The organism is Streptomyces sp. NPDC051662 (assembly GCF_040681655.1).
Taxonomy (GTDB): Bacteria; Actinomycetota; Actinomycetes; order Streptomycetales; family Streptomycetaceae; genus Streptomyces.
Genome location: NZ_JBFAZD010000009.1, coordinates 65,107 through 80,235 on the forward strand (window position 1 = coordinate 65,107; position 15,129 = coordinate 80,235).

Sequence of the window (15,129 nt, forward strand, 5' to 3'; positions counted from 1 at the left end):
GCGGGGCGGTGGAAACCGCCCGGCACGGGACCCCGGTCAACACCGCGTGAACGAGTGAGCGGTGTTGAGCGGGGTGGCGCGGCGTGGTCAGGCCGCGGGATCCTTGCGCAGCCGGAACCAGTAGAAGCCGTGGCCGGCCAGGGTGAGCAGATAGGGCCACTCACCGATCGCGGGGAACCGCACACCGCCGATCAGCTCGACCGGACAGCGCCCGCTGAACTCCTTCAGATCCAGCTCCGTGGGTTGTGCGAAGCGGGAGAAGTTGTGCACACACAACACCAGATCGTCACCCTCGCCCTGCTGGGAGGGCGCCTCACGGAGAAAGGCGAGCACGGCCGGGTTCGACGACGGCAGCTCCGTGTACGAGCCGAGGCCGAAGGCCGGGTTCTGCTTGCGGATCTCGATCATCCGCCGCGTCCAGTGCAGCAGCGAGGACGGCGACGCCATCGCCGCCTCCACATTGGTCACCTGGTAGCCATAGACCGGGTCCATGATCGTCGGCAGATAGAGCCGGCCGGGGTCGCTGGACGAGAACCCGGCGTTCCGGTCGGGCGTCCACTGCATCGGGGTCCGTACGGCGTCCCGGTCGCCCAGCCAGATGTTGTCACCCATCCCGATCTCGTCCCCGTAGTAGAGGATCGGGGAACCCGGCAGCGACAGCAGCAGGGCGGTGAACAGCTCGATCTGATTGCGGTCGTTGTCCAGCAGCGGGGCGAGCCGGCGCCGGATGCCGATGTTGGCGCGCATCCGCGGATCCTTGGCGTACTCCGCGTACATGTAGTCGCGCTCTTCGTCCGTGACCATTTCGAGGGTCAGCTCGTCGTGGTTGCGCAGGAAGATGCCCCACTGGCAGCCGGTCGGGATCGCCGGGGTCTTCGCCAGGATTTCCGAGACCGGGTAGCGGGACTCACGCCGTACGGCCATGAAGATCCGCGGCATCACCGGGAAGTGGAACGCCATATGGCATTCGTCGCCGCCCGCGCCGTAGTCGCCGAAGTAGTCGACGACATCCTCCGGCCACTGGTTGGCCTCGGCGAGGATCACCGTGTCCGGATAGTTGGCGTCGATCTCCTTCCGTACCCGCTTGAGGAACTCGTGGGTGGCCGGGAGGTTCTCGCAGTTGGTGTTCTCCTGCTGGTACAGATACGGCACGGCGTCCAGTCGGAAGCCGTCGATGCCCAGATCCAGCCAGAAGCGCAGCGCGGAGATGATCTCCTCCTGCACCGCCGGGTTCTCGTAGTTGAGATCCGGCTGGTGGGAGAAGAAGCGGTGCCAGTAGTACTGCTTGCGCACCGGGTCGAAGGTCCAGTTGGACGTCTCCGTGTCGACGAAGATGATCCGGGCGTCCTGGTACTGCTTGTCGTCGTCGGCCCAGACGTAGTAGTCGCCGTACGGCCCGTCGGGGTCCTTGCGGGACTCCTGGAACCAGTCGTGCTGATCACTCGTGTGGTTCATGACGAAGTCGATGATCACGCGCATACCGCGCTGGTGCGCGGCGTCGACGAACTCCACGAAGTCGGCGAGATCCCCGAATTCGGGGAGCACCGCCGTGTAGTCCGAGACGTCGTAGCCGCCGTCGCGCAGCGGTGACTTGAAGAACGGCGGCAGCCAGAGGCAGTCCACTCCGAGCCACTGGAGATAGTCCAGCTTGGCCGTGATGCCCTTGAGGTCGCCGATGCCGTCGCCGTTGCTGTCCTGGAACGAACGCACCAGGACCTCGTAGAAGACAGCACGCTTGAACCAGTCGGGATCGCGGTCCTTGGCCGGGGTGTCCTCGAACGTGTCGTGGACGGGCTCATTGACGATCATGATGTGGGTGACCCTCCGATCGGCGGGGACGGTCGCAGAACCGCGACGTGCGCGGGCGTGACGCCCGGCTCTAGGCGCACGTAGGTGGCTCTGCCCCAGTGATAGGTCTCGCCGGTGAGCTCGTCGCGCACCGGGACGGTCTCGTGCCTGTCGAGGCCGAGCCGCTCCATGTCCAACGAGACCGTCGCCTCCTGGGTGTGGTGCGGGTCGAGGTTGACGACCACCAGGATGATGTCCGTCCCCGACCGCTTGCTGTACGCGATGACCGCGTCGTTGTCGGCGTGGTGGAAGTGGATGTCGCGCAGCTGTTGCAGCGCGGGGTGCCGTCGTCTGATCCGGTTGAGCGCGGTGATCAGCGGGGCGATGGTGCGGCCCTCGCGCTCGGCCGCTTCCCAGTCCCGGGGCCGCAGCTGGTATTTCTCCGAGTCGAGGTACTCCTCGCTGCCGTGCTTCGCGGGGGTGTTCTCGCAGAGTTCGTATCCCGCGTAGACACCCCAGGTGGGCGCCATCGTGGCGGCCAGCACCGCCCGTACCTCGAAGGCCGGCCGGCCGCCCTCCTGAAGATAGGCGTGCAGGATGTCGGGCGTGTTGACGAAGAGATTCGGCCGCATGTACGCGGCTGCCTCCCCCGACAGCTCCGTCAGATAGTCGGTCAGCTCCTGCTTCGTGTTCCGCCAGGTGAAGTACGTGTACGACTGCTGGAAGCCGATCGCGCCGAGCGTGTGCATCATCGCGGGCCGGGTGAACGCCTCGGCCAGGAAGATGACATCGGGGTCGGTGCGGTTGATGTTCGCGATGACCTTCTCCCAGAAGAGCACCGGCTTCGTGTGCGGGTTGTCGACGCGGAAGATCCGCACGCCGTGGGCCATCCAGTAGCGCAGGATCCGGCTGGTCTCCCGGACCAGACCGCGCAGATCGCTGTCGAAGGCGATCGGATAGATGTCCTGGTACTTCTTCGGCGGGTTCTCCGCGTACGCGATGGAGCCGTCGGCGCGATGGTGGAACCACGCGGGGTGCTTCGTGACCCAGGGGTGGTCGGGAGAGCACTGGAGCGCGAAGTCGAGCGCGACCTCCATCCGCAGGGTGCGGGCCGTCTCCACGAAGTGGTCGAAGTCCTCGATCGTGCCGAGATCGGGGTGGATCGCGTCATGGCCGCCGTCGGCCGAGCCGATCGCCCAGGGCACACCGACATCCCCGGCGGCGGGGGTGAGGGTGTTGTTGGGGCCCTTGCGGTGTGTGGTGCCGATGGGATGGACCGGCGGGAGATACACGACGTCGAAGCCCATCGCGGCGACGGCGGGGAGCCGTTCGGCGGCCGTCCTGAACGTGCCGCTCACCGGCGGCTCGTCCTTCTCGACGACCGCGCCCTCCGAGCGCGGGAACAGCTCGTACCAGGAGCCGAAGAGTGCCCGCCCGCGCTCCACCAGCAGGGGAGCGGGGCGCGAGGAGCTGACCAGATCGCGCAGCGGATGGCGGGAGAGGGCGGCGTCGACCTCGGGGGCGAGCGCGGCGTCGAGCCGGGCCCGCGCGGGCAGTGTCCCGTCGCGCAGGGTGTCCGCGGCGGCGAGCACGGCCTCCCGGCCGTCGCGTTTCGGTACGCCGTCGGCGGCCCGCTCGTACAGCGCGGCGCCCTCCGCGAGGACGAGGGCGATGTCGTGTTCGTCGGCGGCTGCCGGAATCTTGATGCTCGCGGCGTGGCGCCAGGTGGCGACCGGGTCGCTCCACGCTTCGACGGTGTAGGTCCAGCGGCCTTCCTCGGTGGGTGTGACCTCCGCGCCCCAGCGGTCGGTGCCAGGGGCGAGTTCACGCATCGGAGTCCAGGGGCCGGGGCGGCCACTGGGGTCCATGAGGACGACGTTGGCCGCGACGGCGTCATGACCCTCCCGGAAGACGGTCGCGGTGACCAGGAAGGACTCACCGCTCACCGCCTTCGCGGGGCGTCTGCCGCAGTCGACGAGCGGGCGTACGTCCAGGACGGGAATGCGACCAATCAGCGGTTTCACTGGATCACCTGAGGGCTGTGCGGGCGTGACAGGCAGGGCGGGTGGAGCTGACCGATCGGGATGACCGGGTGGTGCGGCTGCGGAGGATCTTCTGTCCTCCGAAGATCTGCTGTCTTTGCGAGGTTTTGATGTTCTTTGTAGCTGCTCGGTAGACGACTGGGAGGCTGCGGGCATGGCCGCTCCTGTCCGCGTTCACTCGAATAGCGCTGGAATCGTCCTCAATTGTGTAGGGACGCGCTCGTGTGCGGTGCGATGAACATGCGTACGTGCCGGGTGTACCGGGGGAGCCTTCCCACTCTTTTCGGGTGGGCAATCCGGCGGATTGTTAACTACTGCGGCGTACAGGAACAGCAGGGGCGCACGGTCACTAACGGCAAGGTTCAGGCCATGAATTGGGGAGCACGGCGCGGACTCCCCCGGGTGAGTGCGCGTGTGCGCCGTGGTTGCGGAGGGTGAGGTGGGGCTACCGTCAAAGGGACGGCGGGTCGCACAACGTGGTGCGTCCCCTGTGGCTCGTATGTCCCCTGCGAAGGTGGAACACGTGAAGGCAATCCGTCGGTTCACCGTCCGCCCCGTCCTGCCCGAACCACTCCAACCGCTCAGCGACCTCGCCCGCAATCTGCGCTGGTCCTGGCATACAGAGACCCGTGAACTCTTCGAATCCATCGACCCCGCCGGCTGGCGGGCCACCGGCCGCGACCCCGTACGGCTGCTCGGAGCGGTGTCCGCCGCGCGCCTCGCCGAGCTGGCCGGGGACCGTCCCTTCCTGGACCGGCTGGCCGCCGCGGCGGCCGGTCTCGACACCTATCTGCGCGGCGATCGCTGGTACCAGGAACGCGACGAGCAGGGCGCCGAGCTGCCCGCCGCCATTGGCTACTTCTCGCCGGAGTTCGGGGTCACCGCCGCCCTGCCGCAGTACTCCGGCGGCCTCGGCATCCTCGCCGGTGACCATCTCAAGGCCGCCAGCGATCTCGGCGTACCACTGATCGGCGTCGGGCTGCTCTACCGGCACGGCTACTTCCGCCAGTCGCTCTCGCGGGACGGCTGGCAGCAGGAGCAGTATCCGCTCCTCGATCCCAACGAACTCCCGGTGACACTGCTGCGCGAGCCGGACGGCACCCCCGCCCGGATCGTTCTCACCCTGCCGGGCGACCGCTCGCTGCGCGCCTGCGTCTGGCAGGCGCGGGTCGGGCGCGTCCCGCTGCTGATGCTCGACTCGGACGTCGAGGAGAACGGGCCGGGCGAACGCGAGGTCACCGACCGGCTGTACGGCGGCGGCAGCGAACACCGCCTCCTCCAGGAGATGCTGCTCGGCATCGGCGGGGTCCGGGCGGTCCGTACGTACTGCCGGCTCACCGGCCACCCCGAGCCCGAGGTGTTCCACACCAACGAGGGCCATGCCGGATTCCTCGGCCTGGAGCGCATCCGCGAGCTGATGGCGGGCGGTCTCGGATTCGAGGCGTCCCTGGAAGCCGTCAGGGCCGGTACGGTCTTCACCACCCACACCCCGGTGCCCGCCGGGATCGACCGCTTCGACCGCGATCTGGTGGCCCGCCACTTCGGGGACGACGGCGAACTGCCCGGGGTGCCCGCCGAGCGCGTCCTCGGGCTCGGCATGGAGTCCTACCCGGGCGGCGAGCCGAACCTCTTCAACATGGCCGCGATGGGCCTGCGGCTCGCCCAGCGCGCCAATGGCGTATCCACCCTGCACGGCGCCGTCAGCCGCCGGATGTTCGCCGGACTCTGGCCCGGCTTCGACCCGTCGGAGGTGCCCATCACCTCCGTGACCAACGGGGTGCACGCACCGACCTGGGTGGCCCCCGAGATGGCCCGCCTCGGCGACGCCGAGGGCGTCCCGGACGCCGACGTCTGGGCCGTACGGCGCGCCCTGCGCGAGCAGTTGGTGACCGAGGTGCGCGCGCGCCTGCACGCCTCCTGGCGCCAGCGCGGTGCCGAGGCCGCCGAGCTGGGCTGGATCGACGGCGTCCTCGACCCGGACATCCTGACCATCGGCTTCGCCCGCCGGGTCCCCTCGTACAAGCGCCTCACCCTCATGCTGCGCGACCGCGAGCGGCTGACCGAGCTGCTGCTGCACCCCGAGCGGCCGATCCAGATCGTCGTCGCGGGCAAGGCCCATCCCGCGGACGACGGCGGCAAGCGGCTGGTGCGGGAGCTGGTGCGGTTCGCCGACGATCCCCGGGTGCGGCACCGCATCGTCTTCCTGCCCGACTACGGGATGGGCATGGCCCAGAAGCTCTACCCCGGCTGCGACGTCTGGCTCAACAACCCGCTGCGGCCCCTGGAGGCGTGCGGCACCAGCGGAATGAAGGCCGCGCTCAACGGCTGTCTCAACCTGTCCGTCCTGGACGGCTGGTGGGACGAGTGGTTCGAGCCGGACTTCGGCTGGGCCATCCCCACCGCCGACGGCTCGTCCGCCGACGAGAACCGCCGGGACGAACTGGAGGCGAACGCGCTCTACGAACTGATCGAGGACCGCGTCGCACCCCGCTTCTACGACCGCGGCGGGAACGGACTGCCGGACCGCTGGATCGAGATGGTCCGGCGCACGCTGGTGTCGCTCGGGCCGAAGGTGCTCGCGGGCCGGATGGTGCGCGAGTATGTGGAGCGGCTGTACGCCCCGGCCGCCGCCGCCCATCGCGCGCTGGACGCCGAGACCGCCTCGGAGCTGGCGTCCTGGAAGTACCGCACGCGCACGCTCTGGCCGTATGTGTCGGTCGACCATGTCGAGACGGTCGCGGCGACCGGTGTCGGGGGCGGGGCGGGCGGCGGCGCCGAGCTGGGCTCCACGCTCTCCCTGCGGGTGAGCGTCGGCCTCGGCGAACTGCGCCCGGAGGATGTCGAAGTGCAGGCGGTCGCGGGGCGGGTGGGCTCCGACGACACGATCGTGGATGCCCAGACCTTCCCGCTCAAACCGGCCGGCGGGCCCGATCTGGAGGGCCGCTGGGTGTACGAGGGCCCGCTCGCCCTGGACCGTACGGGCCCGTACGGCTACACGGTCCGGGTGCTGCCGGCCCATCCGCTGCTCGCCACCAGCGCGGATCTGGGGCTGGTCGCGCTGCCGACGGAGGCGACGGGGGAGGGCGCGGGCGTGCTGCTGAGGTGAGGGCCGCTCACGCAGGTCATGAGGGGCCGGACAGCTTCGGGTGTCCGGCCCTTCGCATTGCCCGACCGCCGTGCGCTGCTCCGCCCTCTCGACCGGTCCAATGGTCCAGACCTTGACGTGTCCATGGGATGGTTCTACGTTCCTCACTCAACCAACGGTTCACAACCCGATCCCACATTCATGTGAGTGAATCGAGTTGAGGACGTCCAGCGACCGGAAGGCACCCCCACATGCGCCCCGGATCCATCCCCCGAGTCCTCGGACTCTCCACGGCCCTCGCCGGCGTGCTCGCCGCCGCCTTCATGACATCCGCCTCCGCCGAGAAGGCGCCGGACGCCGCACCGGCCAAGCCCGCCACCGCCGCGGTCGCCGCCGCGCCGGCCAACTTCACCCACCCGGGGGTGAACCTCAACACCGCCCAACTCGACTTCATCCGCGGCAAGGTGCAGGCCGGGGCGCAGCCCTGGAAGGGCGCCTACGACCAGATGATGGCCAGCAAGTACGCCAGCCTCTCGCGGACGCCCAAGCCGCGCGCGATCGTCGAGTGCGGCTCGTACTCCAACCCCAACAACGGCTGCACCGACGAGCGCGAGGACGCGATCGCCGCGTACACCGACGCCCTCGCCTGGTACATCACCCGCGACGACCGCTACGCGCAGAAGGCGATCCAGCTCATGGACGCCTGGTCCAACTCCATCCAGGACCACACCAACAGCAACGCCCCGCTCCAGACCGGATGGGCCGGGTCCTCGTGGCCCAAGGCCGCCGAGATCATCAAGCATGTGTACGGGAACTGGCCGAACGCCGGGCGGTTCTCCACGATGCTGCGCACGGTCTATCTGCCCGAGATCATCAACGGCTCCAACTCCAACGGCAACTGGGAGCTGACGATGATGGAGGCGGCGGTCAGCATCTCCGTCTTCCTCGACGACGGGGCGAGCTACGACAGGGCGATCAGCAAGTACCTCGTCCGGGTGCCCGCCTATATCTATCTCGCCTCGGACGGCGCGCTGCCCAAGACCGTCCCGAGCCAGAACCTCAACACCCGTGACAAGATCGTCGGTTACTGGCAGGGCCAGGGAACCTTCATGACCGGGCTGACCCAGGAGACCTGCCGCGACTTCGTGCACACCGGCTACGGCATCTCGTCCGTCGGCCATGTCTACGAGACCGCGCGCCTCCAGGGCCAGGACCTGTTCCCACAGGTCGGCGAGCGGCTGCGGCAGGCGCTCGGCTTCCAGGCGAAGTACGAGATCCAGGCCGAGCCCGTACCGTCCTCGCTCTGCGGCGGCAGTGTGACGCGCGGCCTCGGACCGATCACCGAGGTCGGCTACAACGCGCTCAACACGCGGCTGGGTTACGCGATGACCAATACCCAGCGGCTCACGGAGCAGCAGCGGCCGTCGGGGACGAACAATCTGTTCGTGGCCTGGGAGACGCTGACGAACGCGGGCAACCCGAACTAGGTTCGGACCGACGACCAGCCGCGGACTCGATCGTCCAGGGGCCGCGGAGGCGGGCGCCCCGGGCCCGGCGGCGGGTACCGGTGCGTGGTGGGCCGGCACTCACCGACGTGCCGCGGGTCGGCGCCGCCTCGCCGCCGACCCGCGGCACGCCGGGATGCGGGCGTCCGAGGGCGACGGATAATTGGACGGGAGGGCGTAGGCGGGGCGGGACCGTCGGTGCCCGCCCCTGCCGCGCCACCGCACTCTCGGACGGGAAGTGCACGCCATGACCAAGGCCGGCGGAATCTCCGGTGACGGACGGCCCCTGTCGCCACGGGAACGGGCGGACAGGGGCAGAGCGGCCCGAAAGAGAGCGCCGAGGTCCAGCCACGCGGGGTACACCCCGGCCGAGGGGCGGCAGGACCCGGTGGACGTGATCGAGGAACAGTCGGCCATGCGCGTACCGGAACTCGTCCCGATCCGCTATGGACGGATGACGGAGTCGCCGTTCCGCTTCTACCGGGGCGCTGCCGCGATCATGGCCGGCGATCTGGCCGCCACCCCCACCTCCGGCATCAGGGCGCAGCTGTGCGGGGACGCGCATCTGCTGAACTTCCGGTTGCTCGGCTCTCCTGAGCGACGCCTGGTGTTCGACATCAACGACTTCGACGAGACCCTGCCGGGCCCCTGGGAATGGGACGTCAAACGGCTGGCCGCGAGCCTGGTGATCGCGGGACGCGAGAACGGCTACTCGGCGAAGCAGCGGGCGGGGATCGTCCGGGCCGCCGTACGGTCGTACCGCGAGCGGATGCGGCTCTACGCGGGCATGGGCCATCTTGAGGTGTGGTACGACATCGCCGACACGGCACGGCTCCAGAAGGTGGTGGACAAGCGGCTGAGCGCGAGGGGCCGGGGGCGGGTGTCGCAGGTCATGGCGAAGGCGCGTACCAAGGACAGTCTGCAGGCCTTCGCGAAACTGACCCGGCTCGACGCCGGTGAACGCCGGTTCGTGGCCGATCCGCCGCTGGTCGTGCCGATCGACGACATGTCGGCGGGGGCCGAGCGGGACCGGATCTCCCATGAACTCCACGCACTCATGGAACGGTACGGCCGGAGCCTGTCCACGGAGCGGGCGCATCTGCTCCGGCAGTACCGGGTGGCCGACATCCCGCGCAAGGTCGTCGGGGTGGGCAGTGTCGGAACCCGCTGCTGGATTCTGCTGCTGCTCGGCAGGGACGACGAGGACCCCCTGATCCTCCAGGCCAAGGAGGCCGACCACTCGGTGCTCGCCGCGCGTGTCGGCGAGAGCGAGTACGACAACCAGGGACAGCGCGTGGTCGCGGGACAGCGGCTCATGCAGGCCGTCGGCGATGTCTTCCTCGGCTGGGACCGGGTGAGGGGGATCGACGGCCGTCAACGGGACTTCTACGTACGCCAGTTGCGCGACTGGAAGGGCATCATGATGCCGCAGATCATGGTGCCGAGGGGGATGCGCGTCTTCGGTGAACTCTGCGGAGCGACCCTGGCCCGCGCCCACGCCCGGTCGGGGGACCGCATCGCCATCGCCGCGTATCTGGGCCCGGGGGAGGCGTTCGACATCGCGCTGACGGAGTTCGCGGAGAGCTACGCGGACCAGAACGAACGCGACCACCAGGCGCTGGTGGACGCGGTGGGGAAGGGGAGGGTGAGGGCGCAGGCGGGGTGAGGGTGGAAAGAAGTCAGGCCTTCGGCTGGGTGAAGCGGATGTTGTTGCCGAACGGGTCGCGCAGGCCGCAGTCGATTCCGTACGGGCGGTCGGTGGGCTCCTCGGTGAACTCGACGCCCCGGGCCAGCAGCGTCTCGTATGTCGTGCGGCAGTTGTCCGTGCTGAAGATGAGCGAGCCGCCCGTCGCGCCCTTGGTCACCAGCTCCCGGACCTGCTCCGCCGTCTCCTCGGACATCGCCGGCGGGCCCGGCCTCTCCAACAGGATCTGACGATCCGGGTGGCCGGGGACGTTCACGGTCAGCCAGCGCATGAAGCCCAGGTCGACGTCGGCGTTGACTTCCAGGCCGAGCTTGCCGACGTAGAAGTCGAGGGCCTCGTCCTGGTCGAGTACGTAAATCTGTGAGTGCGTGATCGCGTTGAACATGGGCATCACGCTACCGAGCGAGATCGACGAAAACTTATCCAAAACTGCTCAGCCGGGAACGTGTGGCGCGGGCCGTCAGCCGCTTGGCCGCGTCCACGCCATGGTGAAGCACGTCGGTACGTTCACGGCCGTCGCTTCCTTGCGATACGCCCTCGGTGACCGGCCGACGATGTCGCGGAACGTGCGGCTGAAGGTTCCCGGACTGCCGAAGCCGACCTGGAAGCAGATGTCCGTCACACTGCGGTCGGTCTCCCGCAGCAGGGACATCGCGCGCTCGACACGGCGGCGCTGCAGATAGCGGTGCGGCGTCTCGCCGAACGTGGCCCGGAAGGTGCGCGTGAAGTGTGCCGCCGAGACATGGGCGATCCGCGCCAGGGCCGGGACGTCCAGCGGCCGCGCGTAAGCGCGGTCCATCGCGTCCCGTGCCCGCAGCATGCGGCGGTTGGTCTCCTCGGCGGCGCGGCTCACCCGTCCGTCCCCTCGTCCGTCCCCGCCAGCGACCCCAGATCCGTGTTCGCCCCGCACAGCACCACGCAGATCCGTTCGCCCTCCTCCGGGCGGTAGCCATACCCCTCGCCCCCCACGGTCAGCGCGGCGAGGGCCGTCGCCGCGGCGTGTTCGACCGCGAGGCGGTGGTCCGTCCACAACACGCGGCGGGCGCGGGTGATCTCCGGATCCGGGACCAGGACGGAGCGCACGTCGTCATGGCCCGCGGCACGCAGGGCGAGCGCCGAGGCGCGGGACGCGCCGAGGGAGTCGGAGGCCACGGAGTCGACCGGGACGTCGACCGGCCGGCCGGCTTCCAGCGCGGCGTTCAGCGCGCGGCAGTTCTCCGGCTCGACCGCCACCGTCCTGATGCCATGGTGCCGCGCGGCGGTGGCCACCCCGGCGAAGAGCCCGCCGCCGCCCACCGAGACCACCACCGTGTCCAGATCCGGGATCCGCTGGTGGATCTCCTCCAGCAGGGTGCCCGCGCCCGCGGCGATCAGGGGGTTGTCGTACGCGTGCGAGGCGAGCGCGCCGGTCGTCGCGGCGAAGTCCTGGCACGCGGTCAGCGCCTCGGCGTACGACGCGCCGGTCAGCCGTACGTCGGCGCCGTACGAGCGGAGCCGCGCGACCTTCACCGGCGGCGCGGTCTCCGGGAGGAACACCGTGGCGGTCACGTTCTGCTGCCGGGCGGCCCACGCGCAGGCGAGCCCCGCGTTGCCGCCCGACGCGATGGTCACGCCCGCGTCGGGGAGGGTGCCCTCCTCGCGATGGGCGCGCAGGAAGTTCTGGGCGCCCCGGGCCTTGAAGCTGCCGGTGTGCTGAAGGTGTTCCAGGGCCAGCCAGAGCTGGGCGGCGCCGGGGTCGGCGGGCGCCACCGCCACGGGGCGTACGTGTCCCGCGATGCGGTCGGTGGCCTGCTTGATGTCGTCGTAGCTGAGTTCTCGCACCGGCTGCTCCTTGTTTCGATACGGTGTACCGTACGCTGGCTCGCATGCCTCGGCAATCCGCTTCCCTCGACTCCGCCACCCCCGGACGCATCGCCGCGACAGCGCTCGCGCTGGTCGACGAGGAAGGCCCGGGAGCCCTCAGCTTCCGTACGCTGGCGGCCCGCCTCGGTGTCGCCCACGCCACCGTTCAGCGCCGCTGCACGGATCTCGCCGGGCTGCTCGACCTCTGCGCCGACCACCTCGCGGCCGAGCTGCCGGACATCCCGCCCGGCACCGACTGGGCCCGCGCCACCGAGCTCCGCTTCCGCAGGCTCTACGAATCGCTGACCGCCCATCCGGGGCTGCTCGCCCTGCGCGGCGGCCGGCCGTGGCTCGGGCCGCAGTTGCTGGGGCGGCTGGTGGAGCCGCAGCTCGCCGACAGTATCCGGGCAGGCATGACACCCGGGGAGGCGATCACCGCGTACCGCCGGATGTATCTGCTCACTCTCGGCAGCGCGACCTTCGTCGATCACCGCGACCCGAAGTCCTCGCTGGCGGTGACCCGGAGCGCGCTGGCGGCGCTGGACCCGGGGGAGTTCCCCGTACTGACCGGGCATCTCGCCGCCATCCTGCCCGCCGTCGTGGACCACGAGGTCTTCTACGGCGCGCTGCGCCAGCTCATCCGCGCCGCCGACCCGGCCGCCTGACCAACTCCCGGCCGCCTGGCCAACTTCCGCCCGTCGCGAGCACGCCACCTGCCCCACGGTGGCCCGGAACCGGTTCCGTAGGATCAGCCCGTGACAACGAGTACGGACGCGGATACGAATACGGACACCGGCTGGGCGCCACCGACCGAGACCGAGCGGCTGCTGTACGAGGCGACAGCGCGCGCCGACGGGGACGCGGTGCTCGACGTGCTCTCCCGCTCCCGGCTCTATGTGCTCGTCGCCCGGCTGCACGCCGACACCCCCGGCTACACCGCCCCGCTCCCGTCAGGGCCCGACCCCGCGACAGGCCGGACACACGTCCCCGTCCTGACCCCCGGCATGCTGCCGCCCTGGCATCCGGAGTGGGTGTTCCGGCGCACCACGCTCGCCGAACTCGCCACGTCCTGGCCGGACAACAGCTGGTGGCTCGCGGTCAACCCGGGCACGCCGTACGCGACCACCGTCAAGGCCCGGCCGGCCCACCGCAGGGCGTGGCTGAGGGCCGACGCGAAGTCCGGCGGCCCGGGGCGGAACCGGCTGATCACGCACGCCGGCGGTCCGCTGCACGGGCCGCTCGCGCACGGGCTGGCCCTCGGTGCCCATCTCGCCGTCGACAACGGCATCGTCTGGAACCAGCTCGGCGCCGCCTACCTCGACTACCCGACGGACATCGCCCGGCTGCACCACCCCTGGCACATCGGCAACCGCGCCGCGTACCGGCAGACGCTCGACGCGCTGATGGCCACGCGGCTCATCGGCCGTACGCACGAGTTCGTACTCCGCACCCGGCTCGGTCTCGTCGAACGGCTGAGGCGGGCGCCCTCCCAGCGGGAGTGGTCCGACAGCGTCACCGCCGCACTGAACCGGCGCGGCGCGTCCGAGGAGGAGTCGGCGGAGGCCGGTGAGTCGCTGGTGAGGGTCGTCCGGTACGAGAACCGTTTCCGCGCCGACGGCATCCTCGCGCCCGACGCGCGGATCGACACGCTGGCCGCCTTCGATCACGGACGCGCGGTCAATGTCGTACGGCTGGCGCTGGGCGCGCGCTACTGCGATCCGTACGAGGCCGAGCAGGCCGTCCTGCGGATCGGTGAGCTGGCCCGGCGGTCCTACGGCTCCTGGGAGGAGTTCTCCCTCGGCTACGCGCTGACCCGGCTGATCTACTTCGACACGGACGACGACTCCGAGGTCAGGTATCAGGAGTCGCTCGACCATCACCGCGTCCTCACCCAGGACCCCGCCAGCCCCTACCGGAACATCCCCTGGTCATGAACCCCACGAACCCCACGAACCCCGCGCACCCAGCGAACCCCACGAACCCCGCGCACTCCACGAACCCCGCGTACGGCGCCCCTTGGATATCTCCGTCCGAGACCGAACGCCTGCTGTACGAGGCCGGGGCGCGCGGCGACGTCGAGGCCCAGCTACGGGTGCTCGCGGGCGCGGGACTGTACATCGGCGCGCCGAAGGCCGAGGTCGACGCGGAACCCGATGTCGTCCACTGGCGCCCGCACCGGGACGAGGCGGGACGGAGCTGCAAGCCGGTCCTCACGCGCGGGATGCTGCCGCCGTGGCACCCCGAGTGGGTGTTCCACCGTGTCTCCCTCCGGTGGATCGCCGAGTTCGAATGGCGGGACCCGCGGCAACTGCTCGCGGTCAACGCGGGTACCCCCGCACAGCTTCTGCTGCCCGCCATGCCCCACCACCGCGCGCTGTGGCTGCGGTACTACGCGGAGAACGACCGTCCGTCGCGCGGCCGGCTGATCGCGCTGCGGCACGGTCCGCTGCACGGTCCGCTCGCCTACGGGCTCGCCTGCGGTGTGCATCTGGCGGTCGGGAACGGGGTGCCGTGGAACGAGGTCGGCACCGCCTACCACGACTACACCGAGGAACTCGCGCTGCTCCGTGACTCCTGGGGCATCACCGAACGCGGCGGCTGGCAGCGGGAGTTGAACGCCCTGCTGGACGCCCGCAACAGCCCGCCGGAGCCCGATTTCGCCCTCCGGGTGCGCGAGGAGCTGCGGGCCGGGCTCGGCGGCCCGCCGTCGGCCGACCTGTGGCGCGAGACGGCCGCCGGGCATGCCCAGGACCTCGGGGCCGGCCACGGCGCGGTCAAGGGCATCGAGGAGCTGGTGCGGCGCATCGTCCGGTACGAGGCCAGGTTCCGCGCCGACGGGCTGCTGCCCCCGGACGGCAGGGTGACCACCACGGTCGCCTATGACTACGGGCGTGCGGTGAATCTGGCGCGCTGGGGGCTGTCGGCGCGGTTCTGCGATCCGTACGAGGCCCAGCAGGCGATCGTGCACGCCGGGGCGCTGAGCAAGTCGGCCTACCGCTCGTGGGAGGACTTCTCCGCGGCGTACGCGCTCGGCAGGGTGCTGCGCTTCGACGGCGAGGAGTACGGCTCGTTCTACGAGCAGAACGTCGTCGCCCACCGTCAGCTGACGGAGAACGAGGGCAGTCCCTGGCGGAACATCCCCTGGCGCTGAGCGACCGGGCC

The 15,129-nt window shown here is 70.2% G+C and carries 11 protein-coding genes; 6 read left to right on the forward strand and 5 right to left on the reverse strand.

What is annotated here, in order from left to right:
• Positions 1-87 precede the first annotated feature (87 nt).
• Positions 88-1,809: a maltose alpha-D-glucosyltransferase gene (gene treS, locus AB0M67_RS16915; RefSeq protein WP_365746153.1), complete on the reverse strand. Its 1,722-nt coding sequence runs from the start codon at positions 1,807-1,809 to the stop codon at positions 88-90.
• A complete protein-coding gene (locus AB0M67_RS16920) occupies positions 1,806-3,803 on the reverse strand; it encodes an alpha-1,4-glucan--maltose-1-phosphate maltosyltransferase (protein ID WP_365746386.1) in 1,998 nt (665 codons plus the stop codon). Before AB0M67_RS16920 ends, treS begins: the two co-directional genes overlap by 4 nt.
• 550 nt (positions 3,804-4,353) lie before the next feature.
• On the opposite strand from AB0M67_RS16920, the gene glgP reads away from it, so the two are divergent.
• The 3 genes from glgP to AB0M67_RS16935 all read left to right on the forward strand — a co-directional run bounded on the left by glgP (position 4,354) and on the right by AB0M67_RS16935 (position 10,086).
• Positions 4,354-6,936, forward strand: a complete 2,583-nt coding sequence (gene glgP / locus AB0M67_RS16925; RefSeq protein ID WP_365746154.1) for an alpha-glucan family phosphorylase — start codon at positions 4,354-4,356, stop codon at positions 6,934-6,936.
• A 230-nt stretch (positions 6,937-7,166) separates the two neighbouring features.
• Positions 7,167-8,402, forward strand: a complete 1,236-nt coding sequence (locus tag AB0M67_RS16930) for an alginate lyase family protein (RefSeq protein ID WP_365746155.1) — start codon at positions 7,167-7,169, stop codon at positions 8,400-8,402.
• 265 nt (positions 8,403-8,667) lie between these two features.
• Positions 8,668-10,086 (forward strand): DUF2252 domain-containing protein, encoded by a 1,419-nt coding sequence (locus AB0M67_RS16935; RefSeq protein WP_365746156.1) that lies wholly within the window; start codon positions 8,668-8,670, stop codon positions 10,084-10,086.
• Positions 10,087-10,099: 13 nt separating this feature from the next.
• Here the strand turns inward: AB0M67_RS16935 and AB0M67_RS16940 are convergent, their stop codons facing one another.
• The 3 genes from AB0M67_RS16940 to AB0M67_RS16950 all read right to left on the reverse strand — a co-directional run bounded on the left by AB0M67_RS16940 (position 10,100) and on the right by AB0M67_RS16950 (position 11,946).
• Positions 10,100-10,510, reverse strand: coding sequence for a VOC family protein (locus AB0M67_RS16940; protein WP_365746157.1), 411 nt, complete (start codon positions 10,508-10,510; stop codon positions 10,100-10,102).
• A gap of 75 nt (positions 10,511-10,585) precedes the next feature.
• Positions 10,586-10,978, reverse strand: a complete 393-nt coding sequence (locus AB0M67_RS16945; RefSeq protein ID WP_365746158.1) for an AraC family transcriptional regulator — start codon at positions 10,976-10,978, stop codon at positions 10,586-10,588.
• A complete protein-coding gene (locus tag AB0M67_RS16950) occupies positions 10,975-11,946 on the reverse strand; it encodes a threonine/serine dehydratase (RefSeq protein ID WP_365746159.1) in 972 nt (323 codons plus the stop codon). Before AB0M67_RS16950 ends, AB0M67_RS16945 begins: the two co-directional genes overlap by 4 nt.
• A 44-nt stretch (positions 11,947-11,990) precedes the next feature.
• Here AB0M67_RS16950 and AB0M67_RS16955 point away from each other — a divergent pair, with 44 nt between their 5' ends.
• The 3 genes from AB0M67_RS16955 (at position 11,991) to AB0M67_RS16965 (ending at position 15,118) form a co-directional block, all read left to right on the forward strand.
• On the forward strand, positions 11,991-12,632 hold the full coding sequence (locus AB0M67_RS16955) for a TetR/AcrR family transcriptional regulator C-terminal domain-containing protein (RefSeq protein WP_365746160.1): 642 nt from the start codon (positions 11,991-11,993) through the stop codon (positions 12,630-12,632).
• A 90-nt stretch (positions 12,633-12,722) separates the two neighbouring features.
• Entirely contained in the window at positions 12,723-13,901 is a 1,179-nt protein-coding gene (locus AB0M67_RS16960) for a DUF1266 domain-containing protein (protein ID WP_365746161.1), read from the forward strand.
• Complete coding sequence (locus AB0M67_RS16965; protein WP_365746388.1) at positions 13,892-15,118, forward strand: DUF1266 domain-containing protein; 1,227 nt, start codon at positions 13,892-13,894, stop codon at positions 15,116-15,118. Before AB0M67_RS16960 ends, AB0M67_RS16965 begins: the two co-directional genes overlap by 10 nt.
• Positions 15,119-15,129 lie beyond the last annotated feature (11 nt).